This window comes from Agrobacterium sp. rho-13.3 (assembly GCF_033957765.2).
Lineage (GTDB): Bacteria > Pseudomonadota > Alphaproteobacteria > Rhizobiales > Rhizobiaceae > Agrobacterium.
On the sequence record NZ_CP192775.1, the window covers coordinates 1,258,611 to 1,274,143 of the forward strand.

At 54.2% G+C, this 15,533-nt stretch carries 13 protein-coding genes; 8 read left to right on the forward strand and 5 right to left on the reverse strand.

Annotated elements, in window-relative coordinates; genetic code table 11:
* Nucleotide 1: 1 nt before the first annotated feature.
* The 3 genes from RMR16_RS20685 to RMR16_RS20695 all read right to left on the reverse strand — a co-directional run bounded on the left by RMR16_RS20685 (nt 2) and on the right by RMR16_RS20695 (nt 2,923).
* Nucleotides 2-886 (reverse strand): ABC transporter permease, encoded by an 885-nt coding sequence (locus RMR16_RS20685; RefSeq protein ID WP_320197495.1) that lies wholly within the window; start codon nt 884-886, stop codon nt 2-4.
* Complete coding sequence (locus RMR16_RS20690; RefSeq protein ID WP_320197496.1) at nt 886-1,908, reverse strand: ABC transporter permease; 1,023 nt, start codon at nt 1,906-1,908, stop codon at nt 886-888. The genes RMR16_RS20685 and RMR16_RS20690 overlap by 1 nt, the downstream gene beginning before the upstream one ends.
* 271 nt (nt 1,909-2,179) lie before the next feature.
* The gene (locus RMR16_RS20695) at nt 2,180-2,923 is read right to left on the reverse strand and encodes a FadR/GntR family transcriptional regulator (protein WP_320197497.1); all 744 of its coding nucleotides are present in this window, start codon (nt 2,921-2,923) and stop codon (nt 2,180-2,182) included.
* Nucleotides 2,924-3,163: 240 nt separating this feature from the next.
* On the opposite strand from RMR16_RS20695, the gene RMR16_RS20700 reads away from it, so the two are divergent.
* The 8 genes from RMR16_RS20700 (at nt 3,164) to RMR16_RS20735 (ending at nt 13,702) form a co-directional block, all read left to right on the forward strand.
* Nucleotides 3,164-3,673: an RNA polymerase sigma factor gene (locus tag RMR16_RS20700; RefSeq protein WP_320197498.1), complete on the forward strand. Its 510-nt coding sequence runs from the start codon at nt 3,164-3,166 to the stop codon at nt 3,671-3,673.
* 98 nt (nt 3,674-3,771) lie between these two features.
* Nucleotides 3,772-4,746: a FecR family protein gene (locus RMR16_RS20705; RefSeq protein ID WP_320197499.1), complete on the forward strand. Its 975-nt coding sequence runs from the start codon at nt 3,772-3,774 to the stop codon at nt 4,744-4,746.
* A gap of 117 nt (nt 4,747-4,863) precedes the next feature.
* Nucleotides 4,864-7,530: a TonB-dependent receptor domain-containing protein gene (locus tag RMR16_RS20710; protein WP_432355157.1), complete on the forward strand. Its 2,667-nt coding sequence runs from the start codon at nt 4,864-4,866 to the stop codon at nt 7,528-7,530.
* 124 nt (nt 7,531-7,654) lie between these two features.
* Nucleotides 7,655-8,509 carry a hemolysin gene (locus RMR16_RS20715; protein WP_320197501.1) on the forward strand — a complete coding sequence of 285 codons (855 nt, stop codon included), beginning with the start codon at nt 7,655-7,657 and terminating at the stop codon, nt 8,507-8,509.
* A gap of 11 nt (nt 8,510-8,520) precedes the next feature.
* Nucleotides 8,521-10,365, forward strand: coding sequence for a type I secretion system permease/ATPase (locus RMR16_RS20720; protein WP_413785919.1), 1,845 nt, complete (start codon nt 8,521-8,523; stop codon nt 10,363-10,365).
* Entirely contained in the window at nt 10,352-11,662 is a 1,311-nt protein-coding gene (locus RMR16_RS20725) for an HlyD family type I secretion periplasmic adaptor subunit (RefSeq protein ID WP_320197502.1), read from the forward strand. The genes RMR16_RS20720 and RMR16_RS20725 overlap by 14 nt, the downstream gene beginning before the upstream one ends.
* A 213-nt stretch (nt 11,663-11,875) precedes the next feature.
* On the forward strand, nt 11,876-12,595 hold the full coding sequence (locus RMR16_RS20730; protein WP_320197503.1) for a GntR family transcriptional regulator: 720 nt from the start codon (nt 11,876-11,878) through the stop codon (nt 12,593-12,595).
* A gap of 171 nt (nt 12,596-12,766) precedes the next feature.
* Complete coding sequence (locus RMR16_RS20735; protein ID WP_320197504.1) at nt 12,767-13,702, forward strand: dihydrodipicolinate synthase family protein; 936 nt, start codon at nt 12,767-12,769, stop codon at nt 13,700-13,702.
* A 61-nt stretch (nt 13,703-13,763) separates the two neighbouring features.
* Here RMR16_RS20735 and RMR16_RS20740 read toward each other — a convergent pair whose 3' ends face one another.
* Together RMR16_RS20740 and RMR16_RS20745 are read right to left on the reverse strand one after the other, a co-directional pair.
* The gene (locus RMR16_RS20740; RefSeq protein ID WP_320197505.1) at nt 13,764-14,549 is read right to left on the reverse strand and encodes an SDR family oxidoreductase; all 786 of its coding nucleotides are present in this window, start codon (nt 14,547-14,549) and stop codon (nt 13,764-13,766) included.
* Between the two features lie 30 nt (nt 14,550-14,579).
* The gene (locus tag RMR16_RS20745; RefSeq protein ID WP_320197506.1) at nt 14,580-15,533 is read right to left on the reverse strand and encodes a sugar-binding transcriptional regulator; all 954 of its coding nucleotides are present in this window, start codon (nt 15,531-15,533) and stop codon (nt 14,580-14,582) included.

The window sequence follows — 15,533 nt, forward strand, 5'->3', positions numbered from 1 at the left end:
CTTATCTCCGGTTCATCTGCTTGGGATCGAGCGCGTCACGCAAGCCATCACCCAGAAGATTGAAAGCAAGACTGACGGTCAGGATCGAAATGCCCGGAAATGTCACCAGCCACCAATTGTCCAGCATGTAACGACGACCCGTTGCGATCATGGCGCCCCATTCCGGTAATGGCGGCTGCGCGCCGAGGCCAAGGAATCCAAGACCAGCCGCGGTCAGAATGACCGTTGCCATGTTCAGCGTGAGGCGAATGAGCACTGAAGGCAGGCACATAGGCATGATTGACTTGACGATGATGCGGACGGGCGAAGCACCTTGAAGACGGGCAGCTGCAATGTAATCGGCGTTGCGGAACGTCATGGCTTCTGCGCGTGCAAGACGTGCAATGGGTGGCCATGATGTGAGAGCAATCGCGATGATCGCATTGTTGAGGCTCGGTCCAAGCGCCGCAACGAAGGCAAGCGACAGGATCAGACTTGGGAAGGACAGAAAGATATCGGTAATGCGCATCATGACCGTATCGAACTTTCCACCGAGATAACCCGAAGCCGTGCCGATGATAAGGCCGATCGGGCCGACCACGATGGACACCAGAAAGATGATGGTCAGCGTGATACGTGCGCCATAAACCAGACGGCTGAAGATATCGCGGCCCAGGTCATCCGTGCCGAAGAGATGTCCGTCGCCGGGCGCCTTCAGCACATTTGCCAGGTTTTGCACATAAGGATCATGCGTGGCAATCAACGGCGCGAAGACTGCGACGAAGATGAGGATGGAGAGAACCACCAAGCCGAATGTTGACGTTGGACTGCGCAGAAGGAAAAGAATGATGTTCTTCAACGCATTCACGGAGGCTGGCAGCCTGATTTTTTCTGCTTTCGCGGTCATCAGCGTGTCCTCGGGTCGAAGAAGCGATAAAGAATGTCGGACAGAAGATTAAGGCCGATGAAGATGACGCCGACGATCAACACGCAGGTCATAACGGCATTCATATCGCCAATAATAAGATTGTTGGTCAGGTACTGACCAAAACCGGGCCATGCAAACACGGTCTCAATCAACACCGCACCCTCAAGCAAGGAGCCGTAAGCAAGGGCGACAATGGTAACGAGTTGGACGCGGATATTGGCAAAGGCGTGCCGCCAGATGGTCTGTCTGCTGGAAAGACCTTTCACACGCGCCGTCGTCACATATTCCTGACCAAGCTGGTCGAGCATGAAGCTGCGGGTCATGCGAGTGATGTAGGCAGACGATGAATAGCCCAAGAGCGATGCAGGCAAGATCAAATGGTTCACGGCGGACCAGAAGACGTCCATATCGCCAGCCAGAAGACTGTCTATCAGCAGGAAGCCGGTGCGCTCGTCAATAAGGCCGATGTAGAACTGGTCCATTCGTCCGCTTCCGCCGACGAGGTCGAGTTTCGCGTAGAAAACAATCAACGCAATCATGCCCGTCCAGAAGATCGGCATGGAGTGGCCGAACAGGCTAATGACGCGAACGAGGTGGTCAGGCCAGCGATCCTTGTTGACGGCCGCAAAGACGCCCATCGGTATGCCAAGCCCGGCACCGATGATGATCGCAAATGTCGCAAGTTCCATCGTCGCAGGCATGACATGCAGGATATCCTGAATGACAGGTTGGCCCGTGCGGATGGAAGTACCAAAGTTGCCGGTAAAAACATCACCGAGATAATAGAAAAACTGCTCCCAAACCGGCCTGTCGAGGCCCAGTGACCGGAAGACCTGTTCATAGGTTTCACGGGTCGCATCTTCACCGACGATAGCGCGAACAGGGTCCGCAGGCATCAGGCGTCCGATAAAGAAGGTGAGCAAAAGCAGGCCGAGTAGCGTGATGGCAATAGTACCAACCTGCCCGGCCGCGCCAGCAAGGCGCGGGCTTCGTATGTGCATAATTCCTCCCTCTGTCAGTCTTCAGAAAGCGAAAGGCTTCATGTCTGACAAATTTCCCAAAACCTGTCACATGTTGTCGTATCTGTCAAGCGCGGGCGTGCTGGGTTGCGATACATGTCAGGTGAGATTGATGTGGAAAATCGATTTCACTCTCTCTATATGCGTCTCAGACATGGTGAGACTTCGGCGCGAAGCTTGATGAGATCGTTTGATCTAATTGAGTGGGGGGTCCGCAAAGCAATAAACACTATTTTATGCGGTTGGGCAGACGCTAGGCCTTGTCTTCCACGTTGGCGGTCTTGGATCTCAACAGCACCTTATAGCGCTCAAGACTTCCACGCAGGTGAACGCGCATTTGCTCACGCGCGGCTTCTGCGTCGCCTTCGATGATCGCATCGACGATCCGCCCATGCTCTTCCTGCAAGTGCAGGTTATAATCCTTGGGGCGAGCGCCGGGTGCCGCACCCTGCAATTCCCCGCGGGGAATGATGCCCGACCTGATCAACCGCAAAAATTCGGGAAAACGCCTGTTTTGCGTGGCTTCTGCGATCTTGAAGTGCAGGTCGAAGTCCGAATCGCGGGTGGACTTCCCTTCCGCGAGACAGGTGCCAATCTGATTGTGGGCGTCAAGAATGGCTTCGATCTGAGTGGCGGAGCGTCTGGACGCAGCTAGACCGGCGGATTCAACTTCGAAAACCGTTCTCAATTCAAGAAGCTCAATGACGGAGGATATCCGCTCTGTCGTTAAATCCTTGAAAGGCTCGTCTTTTGCTGGCTGGATCTGGAGGGCGAAAATACCAGCACCCTTGCGGGCTTCCACCAATCCATCCGCGCGCAGAATGGCAATAGCCTCCCGAACAACCGTTCGACTGACGGAATATTCCCGCGTCAGGGCGCTTTCGCTGGGAAGCCTGTCGCCAGGACGGAAAACACCGCCGACCAGATCGCGCCGCAATGCGGTGCTGATTTTGGCTGCGAGTGATGTTCCTTGCTCGTATGTGCGCACGGCGTCCATTTTTGCCCCATCTGCTTCCTACTTGTCTGATATGTTAGCAATTCGTTGCAGCAATGCAAGTTTTCTTGTGACGAGGCTTGAATCACAGACAGCAACGGTTGCGGAAATAATATGATTTATTTAATCAACTTTGTTGGTTCCGAGACAGAGTGATGCTACAGCATTTTGTATCGTGCGATCCGAAACACCTCAAAGTTGGACGGGTCGCCTTGTTGCGATTCCGCGTGTTCAGGTTGTCCTATGGGCTTGGGTAAAAAGAATGAATGGTATGCCATGTACCTGCAAAACCGCAGGGCACTGGTGGACTATGCCGCCCCGCTGACCAAATCACGGGATGAGGCTGAGGATGTGGTGCAGGAGGCATTTCTGCATTTCATGCCAAAAGAACACGACCAGCCGGTGCCGCCGAAAGCATATCTGTTTCGCATCGTGCGTAATCTGTCGTTCAACCGGAAGCGCCACCAGAAAGTGAAGAATGCCGCCCACCCCGATGACTTGCCCTGGTGGACGCAATATCAAACCGTAGACACGCCGGAGGACCATCTCCTTTTTTGCGAGCAGGTCAGAATTGCGGCACATGTGCTGGAAAATCTTCCGCCACAAATGCGCTTGGTCATGGAGCTCTATCGTTTCGAGGGGAAAACGATGGAAGACATCGCGGAACGCATGGATATTTCCATATCCACGGTGCATCGACTGCTGAAAGAAGCGATGAAGACGATTAGGGAAAAAATGGCGATTGATCTTTGAAAAGGCAATATTTCATAAAAATTTGCGTTGCCGTGAAAAAAATCCCTCGCCGAAGTGTCTATTATCATCCGGACACTGAACTTTGAAAAGTTTGCAAGATGACATCCGATCAAGACAGCCAGCGCATGCAAGCAATCGCAGATGAGGCAGCCGACTGGCTGATACGGATAAGGGAAAACCCTGATCTGCAAGGTTTGCGTGCGGAGTTCGAAAGCTGGGTTCTTGCCTCCCCGCAGCATCGTCGTGAATGGGAAAAGACCTGCCGAATGTGGCGGGCCGTCGGTGAGATACCGCAAGATCAGCAGAACCGTTCCTCGGTGCCGGTTCGCTCAAGACGAAAGTGGATGTCGCGCGCGGTCGGCGCGGTTGGTGCAGCGGTAATCACAATCTGTCTTGTCGCCCTCGCGGCACCCACATTGTTGCTTCGTTTCGAAGCCGACTACACGACTGCCACCGCGCAAACGCGGGAGGTGGTGCTGGCAGATGGCAGCAAAGTTTTTCTTTCACCCGCAAGTGCGCTCGCCGTCGATTTTTCTTCAGGCGAAAGAAAGGTCAGACTGTTGGAGGGCGAAGCCTATTTCGATGTGGCGCCTGACACAACAAAACCGTTTCGTGTCGAGGCTGGAAAGCTGACGGTTGCCGTTCTCGGCACCGCTTTCAACGTCAGCCTGACGGGTGAGAACACCCAGATCGGGCTGGAACATGGCTCGGTAAAAGCCACGGGTGAGGTTGCGGGCGCGGTCATAGACCGGGTACTCGTTCCCGGTGAGTTGCTGACGGTAGATCGCAGCACTGGGGCTATCAGTGACGAGATGATCGGCGTTGCTGGCATCGGCGCGTGGCGGACTGGTCGCCTCATCGTCACCAACGAAAAAATCGGCACAGTCATTGAGCAAATTCAGCGATATCATCCGGCATGGATTTCAACTCCGGATATTTCTCTTTCACAGCAAAGGGTTAGCGGAATCTATAATCTGGATGACCCAGAAAAAGCGCTCGGAGCCCTGGTTGATCCCTATGGTGGAAAAGTGCGTAAAGTCTCTGATTTCGCGCGCATCGTAACCCGGTTTTGAACTGCATAATAAATTTGACAATAAAAATCATGATTTAGCGATTTTTTCGCTCAGACGGTGAAAAAACGGCTTCGACCAAGTGTCTATCACATCGGAAGCACCCATGAGGCGGTGCGGATGTGGGGATACCAAGACGTTATGAAGTGCCGGTCAGTCAGTAAGCGTGTTGATAGTCAAAGATTGATAAAGGCGAAACGCGCCTTCTTGTCTGGTTCTGTTGCACTTGCCGTTTTTGCCAATATCAACGGCGCTGTCGCGCAAACAGCAATGGGATCGCAGACGCCGCAACAGGCATCCCCTGTCGCGCGGGATTTCAACATTCCAGCCCAGCCACTCCAATCCGCACTTCTTACATTTAACCGCCAATCCGGTATGCAAATCACCTCCGCTGCCAACGCCACGCAGCAGGGTGTGAGGGTCAATACCCTCAGCGGACGTTTCACACCGCAGCAGGCGCTGGAAAAATTATTGGCCGGTACTGGCGTTAGCTTCTACTTCACTGGAAATGGCGCAGCCGTTATCGGTGAACGCCAGACGGTCGGCGGAGCGCAGACATTAGATGGCTCAACCGTCCTCGAAACCATCGTTGTCACCGGTAAAACAGACCGCAACGCCGCGACGGGGTCAGGCTTTCAGGGAACACCCGACTGGGTCTACGAAGCACCTGCGAGTGTGAGTGTGGTTTCGAAAGAAGCCATTGAAAACTCTGGTGCGCGCAGTGCGCGTGATGTGCTGGATCATGTGGCCGGTGTTCAGGTCAACCGTTCGGAATCGCAGAAACCCGGCGTTCAGGTCAACATTCGCGGCCTTCAAGACAATAACCGCGTTGTCGCTATGATCGATGGCGCGCGACAGAATTTTCAACGCGCCGGTCATGGTGGTTCGCAGCAAGTATTCGTGGACTCTTCGTTCATCCGCTCCGTGGAAATCGAAAAAGCCACAGGCTCTGGCGTTGGCGGTGCAGGGTCGCTTGGCGGTTCAGTCAACTTCCGCTCAGTTACCGCAGATGACATCATCAAATCCGGAGAAAAATGGGGTGGCACGATTACCGCCGGTAGCGGCACCAATGCCTTCGACTTCGATGGCAATGTTATCGCAGGCATTCGTCTCTCAGAGGATTTTTCCATCCTTGGTGGCGTCAGCCACAAGAGGCTGGGCGAATATAAGGTCGGTAAGCGCGACAGTAAGTTGATTGAATGGTCGACGATTGTCGGGGACGAAGTTCTTTCCACCGGTTTTGAAAGTGTTGGCTCCCTGTTCAAGATGGAGGCCACGCCGGTTGATGATGTCAAGATCGACCTCAGCTGGATGCGATACGATATTACCTCGTCGCTTAGCGAAGGTACACGTATCGATGACGAAGACTATCTGAACAATACAATTACATCGTCTCTTTCGTGGGATCCAGAATCGGCACTCGTTGACCTCAAGGCAAAACTTTGGTTCTCCGATACCAAGAATGACGAAGTCCGCAATTACACCATCCCCGATCCTGTGTCCTACGGCATGAGAAGTTGGGGTGGCAGTATTGAAAACACCAGCCGGTTCGAATTGCCTGTCGGCGCGTTTTCTCTGAATTACGGAGTGGAGGCATTCCGGGATAGTGGTGAGACCGACGCAATAGCCCGCATCAACGCCTCAGGTATTGACGAAGCGTATGGCTACAAGGGCATGAACCCGTCTGGTCGCGCCGATATGGCGAGTGGGTTTCTCAATGCGACCTTAGAGCACGATGACTGGCTGACCGTTCGGGGCGGACTGCGTTATGATCATTACCGTTTGAAAGGCGCTACTCAAATAGCGGGTGTCGGAAAATCGTTTGTCATCAGTCCAGCGGGCTGTGAGTTATGGGACGATTTTGATCCGACATTTTGTATCATCGAAATCGATGAGCAACTGGGACAGGAGCCTGCTCCGTATACAAATTTTGAGATCGATAAGTCTGGCGGGGCTTGGTTGCCATCGGCCTCTATCTCCATCAAGCCCTTCGACTGGTTGCAACCCTTTGTCAATTATAGCGAAAGCTATCGCCCCCCTTCGATCATGGAGACGCTCTTTTCGGGCGGGCACCCCAATACATCGCCTACAGCAAATATGCCGAACCCTAATTTGCGGGCTGAACAGGCCAAAACCTGGGAGCTCGGAGCCAATATCAAGACGGATGGGCTATTATCAAGTGATGATAGCTTTCGCTTAAAGGCCCTCTGGTTCCGTCGTGATATCACCGACTATATTGCTATGGCGCGAGGTTACTATGCGCCATTCGAGAAGGTCTACGACGTGAATGTCAATCTCGATGGAACTACGCGTATGCGTGGCCTGGAACTTGAGGTGAATTACGACATTGGGCTTGCTTATGGCGGTGTGTCGTACACCAGAACCAATACGGATCTAGCCAGCACTTACACCTATGATGGCCCAAGTGATATCAACGCGACGCCGGGGAGTGGAAACGAAATTCGTTCGTCTGTGATCTTTGTCGTGCCCAAAGAACGTTTCTCACTGGATGCTGGTGTTCGCATGTTGGATGAGCGTTTTGTGCTCGGAGGACGGATGACCTACGTTCAGCAAACCCAGCCGACCGTTGGCGTGCTTGCGCCCACGTACTCTGCTTATGCCTATAGAGTTTATGACATCTACGGTTCTTATGCTTTCAACGAAAATACCAAGCTGCGTTTTGCGGTGAACAATGTCACGGATGAAGCCTATTGGCCCTCGCTTGGGACGAGTGCAATTCCGGCACCAGGAAGAACATTCACTGCATCGTTGAGCGTGAAATTCTAGTGCAATCTTGGGGTTTAAAAAGCCTGCGTTATCGTTACGATAGAGATGTCGTGGCCCGGAGGTTCGCCAGAAGGCGAACATATGAAGAGAAGTGTGAAAGCACGAAAACTAAAAGGATAAGGAAATGCCAGTCGTCACAATTAATGCCGCAGCGGGAGCAACCAGCTTCAATCTGGTTCAAAGCCTTACGACATGGGCGCAAGGTCTCGGTTCCTACGTTGGCAATGGTAACTTGGTTGCTGCCCCTGCCGGTTCGGGCTATGCTTATTCGCAATGGGCCGAAGGTGTATCCGGCGGAAGCGGTGCGATCTTCGATGGTCAATTCAGCTACGGCGTTGGTGGAGCTTTCACCGGAAGCGTCAACAATCTGTATTTTGGTACCGGTCTTTCCGGCTCGGCGAGCACTGGTTATAGCCTCGCCAATACCGGTGTCAGCGTTAACCTGGGTGGCGGTGTGCCAGATGCCTCATTCCGTGGTGCGATCTATTCACTGACACACAATGCAAATCAGGCATCTGACCCACTTCTTAGCTTCACAGGTGTTACAGCTGCAAGTGGTAACCAGCAAGCCGGTCTATTTGACTTCTTCGGCAACAGCGGAACGGTTCAGAACGGTACTGCTGGCAATGACGTACTTTACAGCTTCGATGGCAACGATACGCTGAATGGTGGTGCCGGACGTGATCGTTTCGTCTTCGACCGAGATATCGATGGCGCACTCTCCAGCACGGTCGGTCACGACACAGTCACAGGCTTTACGGCTGGTGCTGGTGGTGATTGGATCGATTTCCGCGGTATTGAAAGTGCTGCGTTCGATACGTTTGCAGAAGTTTATGCTGCGTCATCGCAGGTTGGTTCCAACACTGTCATCGATCTCGGCAGCCTTGGTTCGGTAACGCTTGAAGGCGTCACGAAGACAGCGCTTGCAGCAAGCAACTTCCTGTTTACGCCCGCTGCTGCCTTGGCAGAAGCCGCCTGAGGAACGCTGTAGTGTCGCAAGCGCCACAGCAAACGTCGTCGCAGCTTTTGGCTGCGACGGTCGTTTCACCCCTCAGACGAGCGTCTTTCGGAATAGCTCTGATAAGCGGTTTGGTCAATGTTCTCGCATTGACCTCGCCCATCTTCATGTTGCAGGTCTATGACCGCGTGCTGTCCAGCGGCAGTGTGCCGACGCTGGCCGGGCTCGCAATCCTCGCGGTCGGACTTTATACTGTTCAAGCCGCCCTCGAAATCATCCGTGCGCGTGTGCTGCTGCGCATTGGTGAGCAGTTCGACAATCAATTATCGGGCAACGTTCACAACGCCGTCGTGCGTTTGCCGCTGTTGACGCGGATGCCGGGAGATGGGCTTCAGCCGTTGAGGGATCTGGATAATGTTCGCGGTTTCTTGTCGGGGCAGGGTCCGACCGCGTTCTTTGATCTGCCTTGGATGCCGCTTTATCTCGGCATATGTTTTCTCTTTCATTTCTGGATCGGCATTACTGCGCTTGTCGGCGCTGTTATTCTTGTCGCGCTGACGCTGTTGACGAATGCGCTGTCGCAAAAGCCTATTCGCGATACGATCACGCACAACATGAAACGCAATGCCCTGCTTGAAGGCGCGCGGCGCAATGCCGAAGTCGTTCAATCCATGGGCATGGGCAAGCGTATCGCGTCCCTTTGGGGTAACGCCAACGGCGACTACCTTGCGGCCAACCGGGCGGCGGGTGATGTTTCCAACGTGTTGGGTGGCATCTCGAAAACGCTGCGAGTCATGCTGCAATCGGCAATATTGGGTGTCGGGGCTTATCTCGTGATCCGTCAGGAAGTCACCGGCGGCGTCATGATCGCAAGCTCCATCATGATGGGGCGAGCATTGGCACCGGTCGATCTGGCCATTGCAAGCTGGAAGCCGTTTTTGATGGCGCGCCAAAGTTGGGCGCGGTTGCAGGATTTGCTGGCAAAAATCCCGCAAGATTTGCCCGTCACCGCTTTGCCTGCGCCGATAAAAGAACTTCGTGTCGAAGGCGTTGTTGTCGTGCCGCCCGGCGAAAAGAAGCCCACGGTCATGGGGCTCAACTTCGCTGTTCGGGCGGGCAGTGCGCTGGGTGTTATCGGGCCATCCGGTTCTGGAAAGTCGACACTGTCACGCGCCCTCGTCAATGCCTGGGTGCCAGCCTCCGGCAAGGTGCGGCTTGATGGGGCAAGTCTTGACCAATGGGACCGTGAGGTGCTTGGTCGCCACATCGGCTATCTGCCACAGGGCGTTGAGCTTTTCGACGGCAATATCGCCGAAAACATCGCCCGGTTTGAGGAGGACGCCGATGCCGAAGCAATCGTGGCTGCTGCAAAGGCGGCAGGTGCGCATGATCTCATCCTGCGTTTCGAGAAGGGGTATGAAACCCGCATCGGCGAAGCTGGATCGGCGCTTTCGGCAGGCCAGCGGCAGCGCATCGGGCTGGCACGCGCTCTTTATCGTGATCCCTTCGTTGTGGTGCTGGACGAACCAAACGCCAATCTCGATGCCGAGGGTGAGGCGGCGGTTGTCAACGCGATAGCGTCGGTTCGGGCTCGCGGCGGTATTGCCATCGTGGTTGCGCATCGCCCAAGCGCTATAGGGGTCGTCGATCTCGTTTTGATGATGGATAACGGTCAGCAAAAAGCGTTCGGTCCTCGTGATGACATTCTTTCGAAGGTTCTCAAAGGCGGTGGGGCAACTGCACCGGCGGCAAAGGGCTTTCCAGTGACGGGCTATGGAATGAGGCCGCTGCGTGCTGTTGCACAGCCGACCGCACAGCCTGAAGACGTTGAAACGACTGGACCGGACACCGAAGAGGCAAAAGATGTCAAACACTAAACCCTTTGATGTTTCCCGATCCATTCGTCACCATTTGCTTGCAGGTGTTGTTGCGGGCGTGGTGTTGGTAGGCGGGGCCGGTGCGTGGGCGTCTGTCACGTCACTGTCCGGTGCCGTTGTCGCGCCGGGTCACTTCGTTGTCGATTCCTACGTCAAGAAGGTGCAGCACCCGACGGGCGGTGTGGTCGGAGAAATCCTCGTGGGCGATGGCGATGTGGTGAAAGCCGGTGACGTACTCATGCGGCTTGATGCCACGCAGACCCGCGCCAATCTCTCGATCGTTACAAAACGGCTGGATGAAATGAACGCTCGCCTTGCAAGGCTGGAAGCAGAGCGTGATGATCTGGCCGAGATTGTTTTTCCCGAATCCATTCTCGCGCGCCGTGCCAACGTGGATGTGGCCTCTGCCATCCATAGTGAAACGCGCCTCTTCGAATTTCGCAAGGAATCCCGGCAAGGGAAAAAGGCACAGCTTTCGGAGCGCATCGCACAATTTCTCCATGAGATTGAAGGGCTGAAAGCGCAAGAGGCTGCTTACAGAGACGGCATGGAGGTTCTGAACAAGGAAATCACCTCTCTGACCGGCCTTCGAGAACAGGGTGTCGTGTCCGATCAACGCTTGAATGGTTTGAAAACGCAGGTTGCGACCTTCGGCGGGGAACGTGGGGAGAAGATCGCATACCAGGCTCAGGTCGCAGGGCGTATATCCGAGACCAAGCTTCAAATTCTTCAAATCGATCAGGATTTGAAAAGTGAGGTTGGGCGCGAATTGAGAGAAGTTCAGGCGCAAATTGGTGAATATGTCGAGCGTAAAGTCTCTGCAGAGGACAATCTGAAGCGCATCGATATTATTGCGCCTCAGTCCGGTGTGGTCCATCAATTGACGGTACACACGGTGGGTGGTGTCATCAGCCCAGCAGAACCGATTATGTCCATCGTGCCGGAAGGAGACGATCTGGCGCTTGAAGTGCAAATCGCACCGAAGGATATAGATCAAATCAGCATTGGCCACACGGTCGTGTTGCGAATGTCTGCTTTCAGCCAACGAACCACACCGCAGTTGAATGCACACGTCACCCGTATTGCCGCAGACCTGACGACGAATGAACGAACCGGCATGTCCTATTATGTCGTGCGTCTTACCGTTCCGGAGGCCGAATTGGCAAAGCTGAGAGAACTGACGCTGGTTCCGGGAATGCCGGCAGAGGCTATGATCCAGACCGGAGATCGCACCGCGCTTTCGTATCTTATGAAGCCGCTGTCCGACCAGATCAACCGAGCATTTCGTGAGGAATAATAATAAATTTGTAGTCAGAAGCTCTAGCTTAGCGAACAAAGTCCACGATCCTGACCTTACTTGTGATGCTAAGCCGATTTCTCGACCAGCTAAAGCTTACTGGCGGTTCCAAAAGTTCGGTCCACGCCCAGGGGCAAGCGTTTTATGGGGATTTCGCTATGACCTTGAATATCGTAAATGGACATATCGATATGGTTGCGGGGTATGTGCCGGATGACTGCTAAGGAAAAGACGGACGACAAAGAAAAGCAGACGCATCGTCGCGGATTTGGCGTTTCGACCGTCTATGAAACCCTGCGCAATGAAATCATCGAGCTTAAGCTTGCGCCGGGAAGCCCGATTGATGAGGTTCAACTTTCCGAACGCTTCGAGCTTTCAAGAACCCCAATCCGTGAAGCCTTGGTCAAGCTGTCTTCTGAAGGGCTGATTACCACACTGACGAACCGCGCAACCATCGTTTCACAAATCGATTTCTTGGGCCTACCGGAGTTTTTTGACGCATTGACGTTGATGTACCGTGTAACGATCCGGCTTGCCGCTGCACGGCATACACCCGAGGACATCATCAACATCCGTGCATTTCAAAAGTCTTTCGAGACGTCTGTGGATGAACGGGACGTGCTAGGCATGATCACGACGAATCGTGATTTTCATGTCGCCATTGCCGTGGCCGGTGGCAACCGCCATTACATCGAGCTTTTTACCCGATTGCTGGACGAAGGCCGGCGCATTCTTCGGCTCTATTACTCGTCATTCAGCGATGTGTTGCCGCGCCACTATGTGACGGAGCATGAGGATATGATACAGGCGATCATAGAGCGCGATGTCGAAAAAGCCGACCGCATTGCCATTGCTCACGCTGACCAGATCGTTCAGCAGATCCGCTCATATATTGCAGCAGACTCTCGCCAAAGTCTAAGCCTTTCGCTTTAATCGATCTGCGCCAACCGTGCCGTTGCGGCCCATCTTACAGTCCGTGCGCTGCTGATTTCTGCATTAAAATCTTTTGTATTTTATTTGTCGACAAAATCTTACTCTGGTGATAAATAACAAAACCAGATTGGTTCTGGCGTTCACGCCACTTGTTACACGAGGCTAGAGAAAATGGCTGATACGATTTTTACGGGATGTATTCCCGCTCTCATGACGCCCTGCAAGGCAGACCGCACGCCCGATTTCGATGCCTTGGTGAAAAAGGGCAAAGATTTGATTGCTGCTGGCATGTCGGCGGTGGTTTATTGTGGATCGATGGGTGACTGGCCGCTTCTGACAGATGATGAGCGTCAGGAAGGCGTGCGTCGCTTGGCGGAAGCGGGCATTCCCGTTATCGTCGGCACCGGCGCCATCAATACGAAATCGGCCGTCAGCCATGCGGCTCACGCTGCAAAAGTTGGTGCGAAGGGCTTGATGGTTATCCCCCGTGTGCTGTCTCGCGGCTCTTCCTCTTCCGCGCAGAAGGCACACTTCTCGGCCATTCTTGAAGCGGCGAACGGCTTGCCAGCGGTTATCTACAACAGCCCTTATTACGGCTTTGCCACACGTGCAGAATTGTTCTTCGATCTTCGCTCGCGTTATTCCAACCTGATTGGTTTCAAGGAATTCGGCGGCAAACAGGATATGACCTATGCTGCGGAAAATATCACCGCTGGCGATGATGATCTGACGTTGATGGTCGGTGTCGATACAGGCGTCTACCATGGCTTTGTCAATTGCGGTGCAGGCGGTGCTATCACCGGCATCGGCAATGCGCTGCCTCAGCAGGTTCTGCACCTTGTTTCACTTTGCGAAAAGGCTGCCAAGGGTGACGCAACGGCACGTCGCGATGCGTTGGAGCTGGAAGAAGCGCTCACCGTGCTTTCCAAGTACGATGAAGGCCCTGACCTCGTTCTGCATTACAAGTATCTGATGGTGCTGAACGGCGACACGGAATACACGCTGCACTTCAATGAAACAGATGAATTGAGCGCTTCCCAGCGTCGCCAGCTTGAAAATCAGTATTCCTTGTTCAAGGCTTGGTACGCATCGCGTTACCCGAACTGATTGAACATGTTATTTGCCACTCGGTGCATAACACCGAGTGGCAAAGCAGACTGAATGTCCTTTAGGACATGATAAGCCCGCCATCGACATTGATTGTCTGGCCGGTGATATAGGCTGCATCTTCTGAAGCCAGAAATGCAACGAGCGCTGCAACTTCGGCAGGTGTTCCGGCGCGGCGCATCGGAATATTGCGCACCCATTCCGCCATCAACTCGCCGGGTTTGTAGTCTCCCAGCATTTCGCCCCAGACGCGGTCATTGTAGTCCCACATTTCGGTTTGGATAATGCCGGGGCAAATGGCGTTGACGGTAATACCCTCTGGTGCCAGTTCTTTGGCAAGGCTCTGCGTGAGACCCAAGACGCCGAATTTCGAAGCCGCGTAATGCGGCGTATAGATGAAGCCCTGGCGTGCCTGGCCGGATGCGGTGTTGATGAGACGTCCCTTGGTGCCGCTGGCGCGGAAACGTAGAATGGCTTCCTTGCAGCATAAAAATGCGCCCTTGGTGTTGACGTCGAGATTGAGGTCCCACTGTGCTTCGGTCAGTTCCTCAATCTTGGAGATGGTGATGACGCCCGCATTCTGCACAGAAATAGACAATGCGCCCAAGACATTTTCGGCCTCATCATAGGCTGCGCGTACCGCTTCGGCATCCCGTACATCAAGGGTGATGCCGGATGTGGCAACGCCGGTGTCTTGCCCCAAACGGGCGGCGATGTCCGGTGTGTCTTTCTCCACGGCGGCGATTGCCACCTTGGCGCCTTCTTCGGCAAAACGCCGGGCGATGCCATACCCTATGCCCTTGTTGCCGCCGCTAATGAAAACGGATTGACCTTCAAAGCGTCTCATCTCTCCTCCTCATGGAAATCTGTGTTGTGTCTATGTGCCGACCAGTCGTTCAGCTGTGAATTTGTCGGTGACGAGAACGTCGATCACACCGGTTCGGAGTGCGCCTGCTATCGCCTCGGTTTTCTTGGCGCCGCCTGCCAACGCTATCACGCGGTCGACGTTGGACAGATTTTCAAGCGGCAGCCCAATCACCCGCTCGTCCAGTGGTGTCTTGACGGGTTTGCCGTCCTTGTCGAAAAAGCGCAGCGAAATATCGCCAACCGCACCCGCATGTGAAAGATCGGCCAGTTCCTTCGCCGAGAAAATGTTGCCGGAGCGGGCAAGAAGTTCGGACGGTTCCACTGCACCAATGCCAACGATGGCAAGCGTAATCGTGCCGAAAAGATCGATGGTTTCCCGTACGTAAGGATCAGCCAGCATCAGTAGTTTGGCTTCACGCGACGTCGAGACGCCGGGAACCGGCAGCAGTTTGGGTTCTGCTTCCGTCAGCCGTGCCAGCCGCGTGGTAATCTGTGTGGCGTGTGTCTGCACCGATGGATCACCCATGCCGCCCAGCGTCTGCACGATGTATTTTGCCTTCGCACCCTTCAGCGGGTGGATGTTCTCCACCATCTTGAAAATGGTCTGGCTCCAGCTCGAAACGCCGATAACTTCATTTTGCGAAAGCGTCACTTCCAGAAAATGCGCTGCCGCCTCACCGATACGCGCCATGATCGCGCCGTCGCGGTCCTCGCTGCAATCCACGACGATGGCTTCCGGCAGATTGAAGCGTTCGCGCAGGCGTGTTTCCAGATCGCCAAAGGTGCCGACCGGCGGAATGATGCTGGTGCGGACGATGCCCTCGGCTTCGGCACGTTTCAGCATCCGCGAAACGGTGGCTTGCGAGAGATGAAGATGTTCGGCAATTTCTGCCTGTCGCCTGTGCTCGTTATAATACATCTGCGCAACGCGCGAGATGAGGCGCAATTCGTTGACCCTACCCAT

What these genes read in the sequence shown, in the direction of transcription:
- RMR16_RS20695 (WP_320197497.1), bottom strand. Translation starts at nt 2,923, where the DNA reads ATGGACGCCGTGCGCACATACGAGCAAGGAACATCACTCGCAGCCAAA.
- RMR16_RS20705 (WP_320197499.1), top strand. Translation starts at nt 3,772, where the DNA reads ATGACATCCGATCAAGACAGCCAGCGCATGCAAGCAATCGCAGATGAG.
- RMR16_RS20710 (WP_432355157.1), top strand. Translation starts at nt 4,864, where the DNA reads ATGTGGGGATACCAAGACGTTATGAAGTGCCGGTCAGTCAGTAAGCGT.
- RMR16_RS20730 (WP_320197503.1), top strand. Translation starts at nt 11,876, where the DNA reads ATGACTGCTAAGGAAAAGACGGACGACAAAGAAAAGCAGACGCATCGT.
- RMR16_RS20700 (WP_320197498.1), top strand. Translation starts at nt 3,164, where the DNA reads ATGGGCTTGGGTAAAAAGAATGAATGGTATGCCATGTACCTGCAAAAC.
- RMR16_RS20745 (WP_320197506.1), bottom strand. Translation starts at nt 15,533, where the DNA reads ATGGGTAGGGTCAACGAATTGCGCCTCATCTCGCGCGTTGCGCAGATG.
- RMR16_RS20690 (WP_320197496.1), bottom strand. Translation starts at nt 1,908, where the DNA reads ATGCACATACGAAGCCCGCGCCTTGCTGGCGCGGCCGGGCAGGTTGGT.
- RMR16_RS20735 (WP_320197504.1), top strand. Translation starts at nt 12,767, where the DNA reads ATGGCTGATACGATTTTTACGGGATGTATTCCCGCTCTCATGACGCCC.
- RMR16_RS20715 (WP_320197501.1), top strand. Translation starts at nt 7,655, where the DNA reads ATGCCAGTCGTCACAATTAATGCCGCAGCGGGAGCAACCAGCTTCAAT.
- RMR16_RS20685 (WP_320197495.1), bottom strand. Translation starts at nt 886, where the DNA reads ATGACCGCGAAAGCAGAAAAAATCAGGCTGCCAGCCTCCGTGAATGCG.
- RMR16_RS20740 (WP_320197505.1), bottom strand. Translation starts at nt 14,549, where the DNA reads ATGAGACGCTTTGAAGGTCAATCCGTTTTCATTAGCGGCGGCAACAAG.
- RMR16_RS20725 (WP_320197502.1), top strand. Translation starts at nt 10,352, where the DNA reads ATGTCAAACACTAAACCCTTTGATGTTTCCCGATCCATTCGTCACCAT.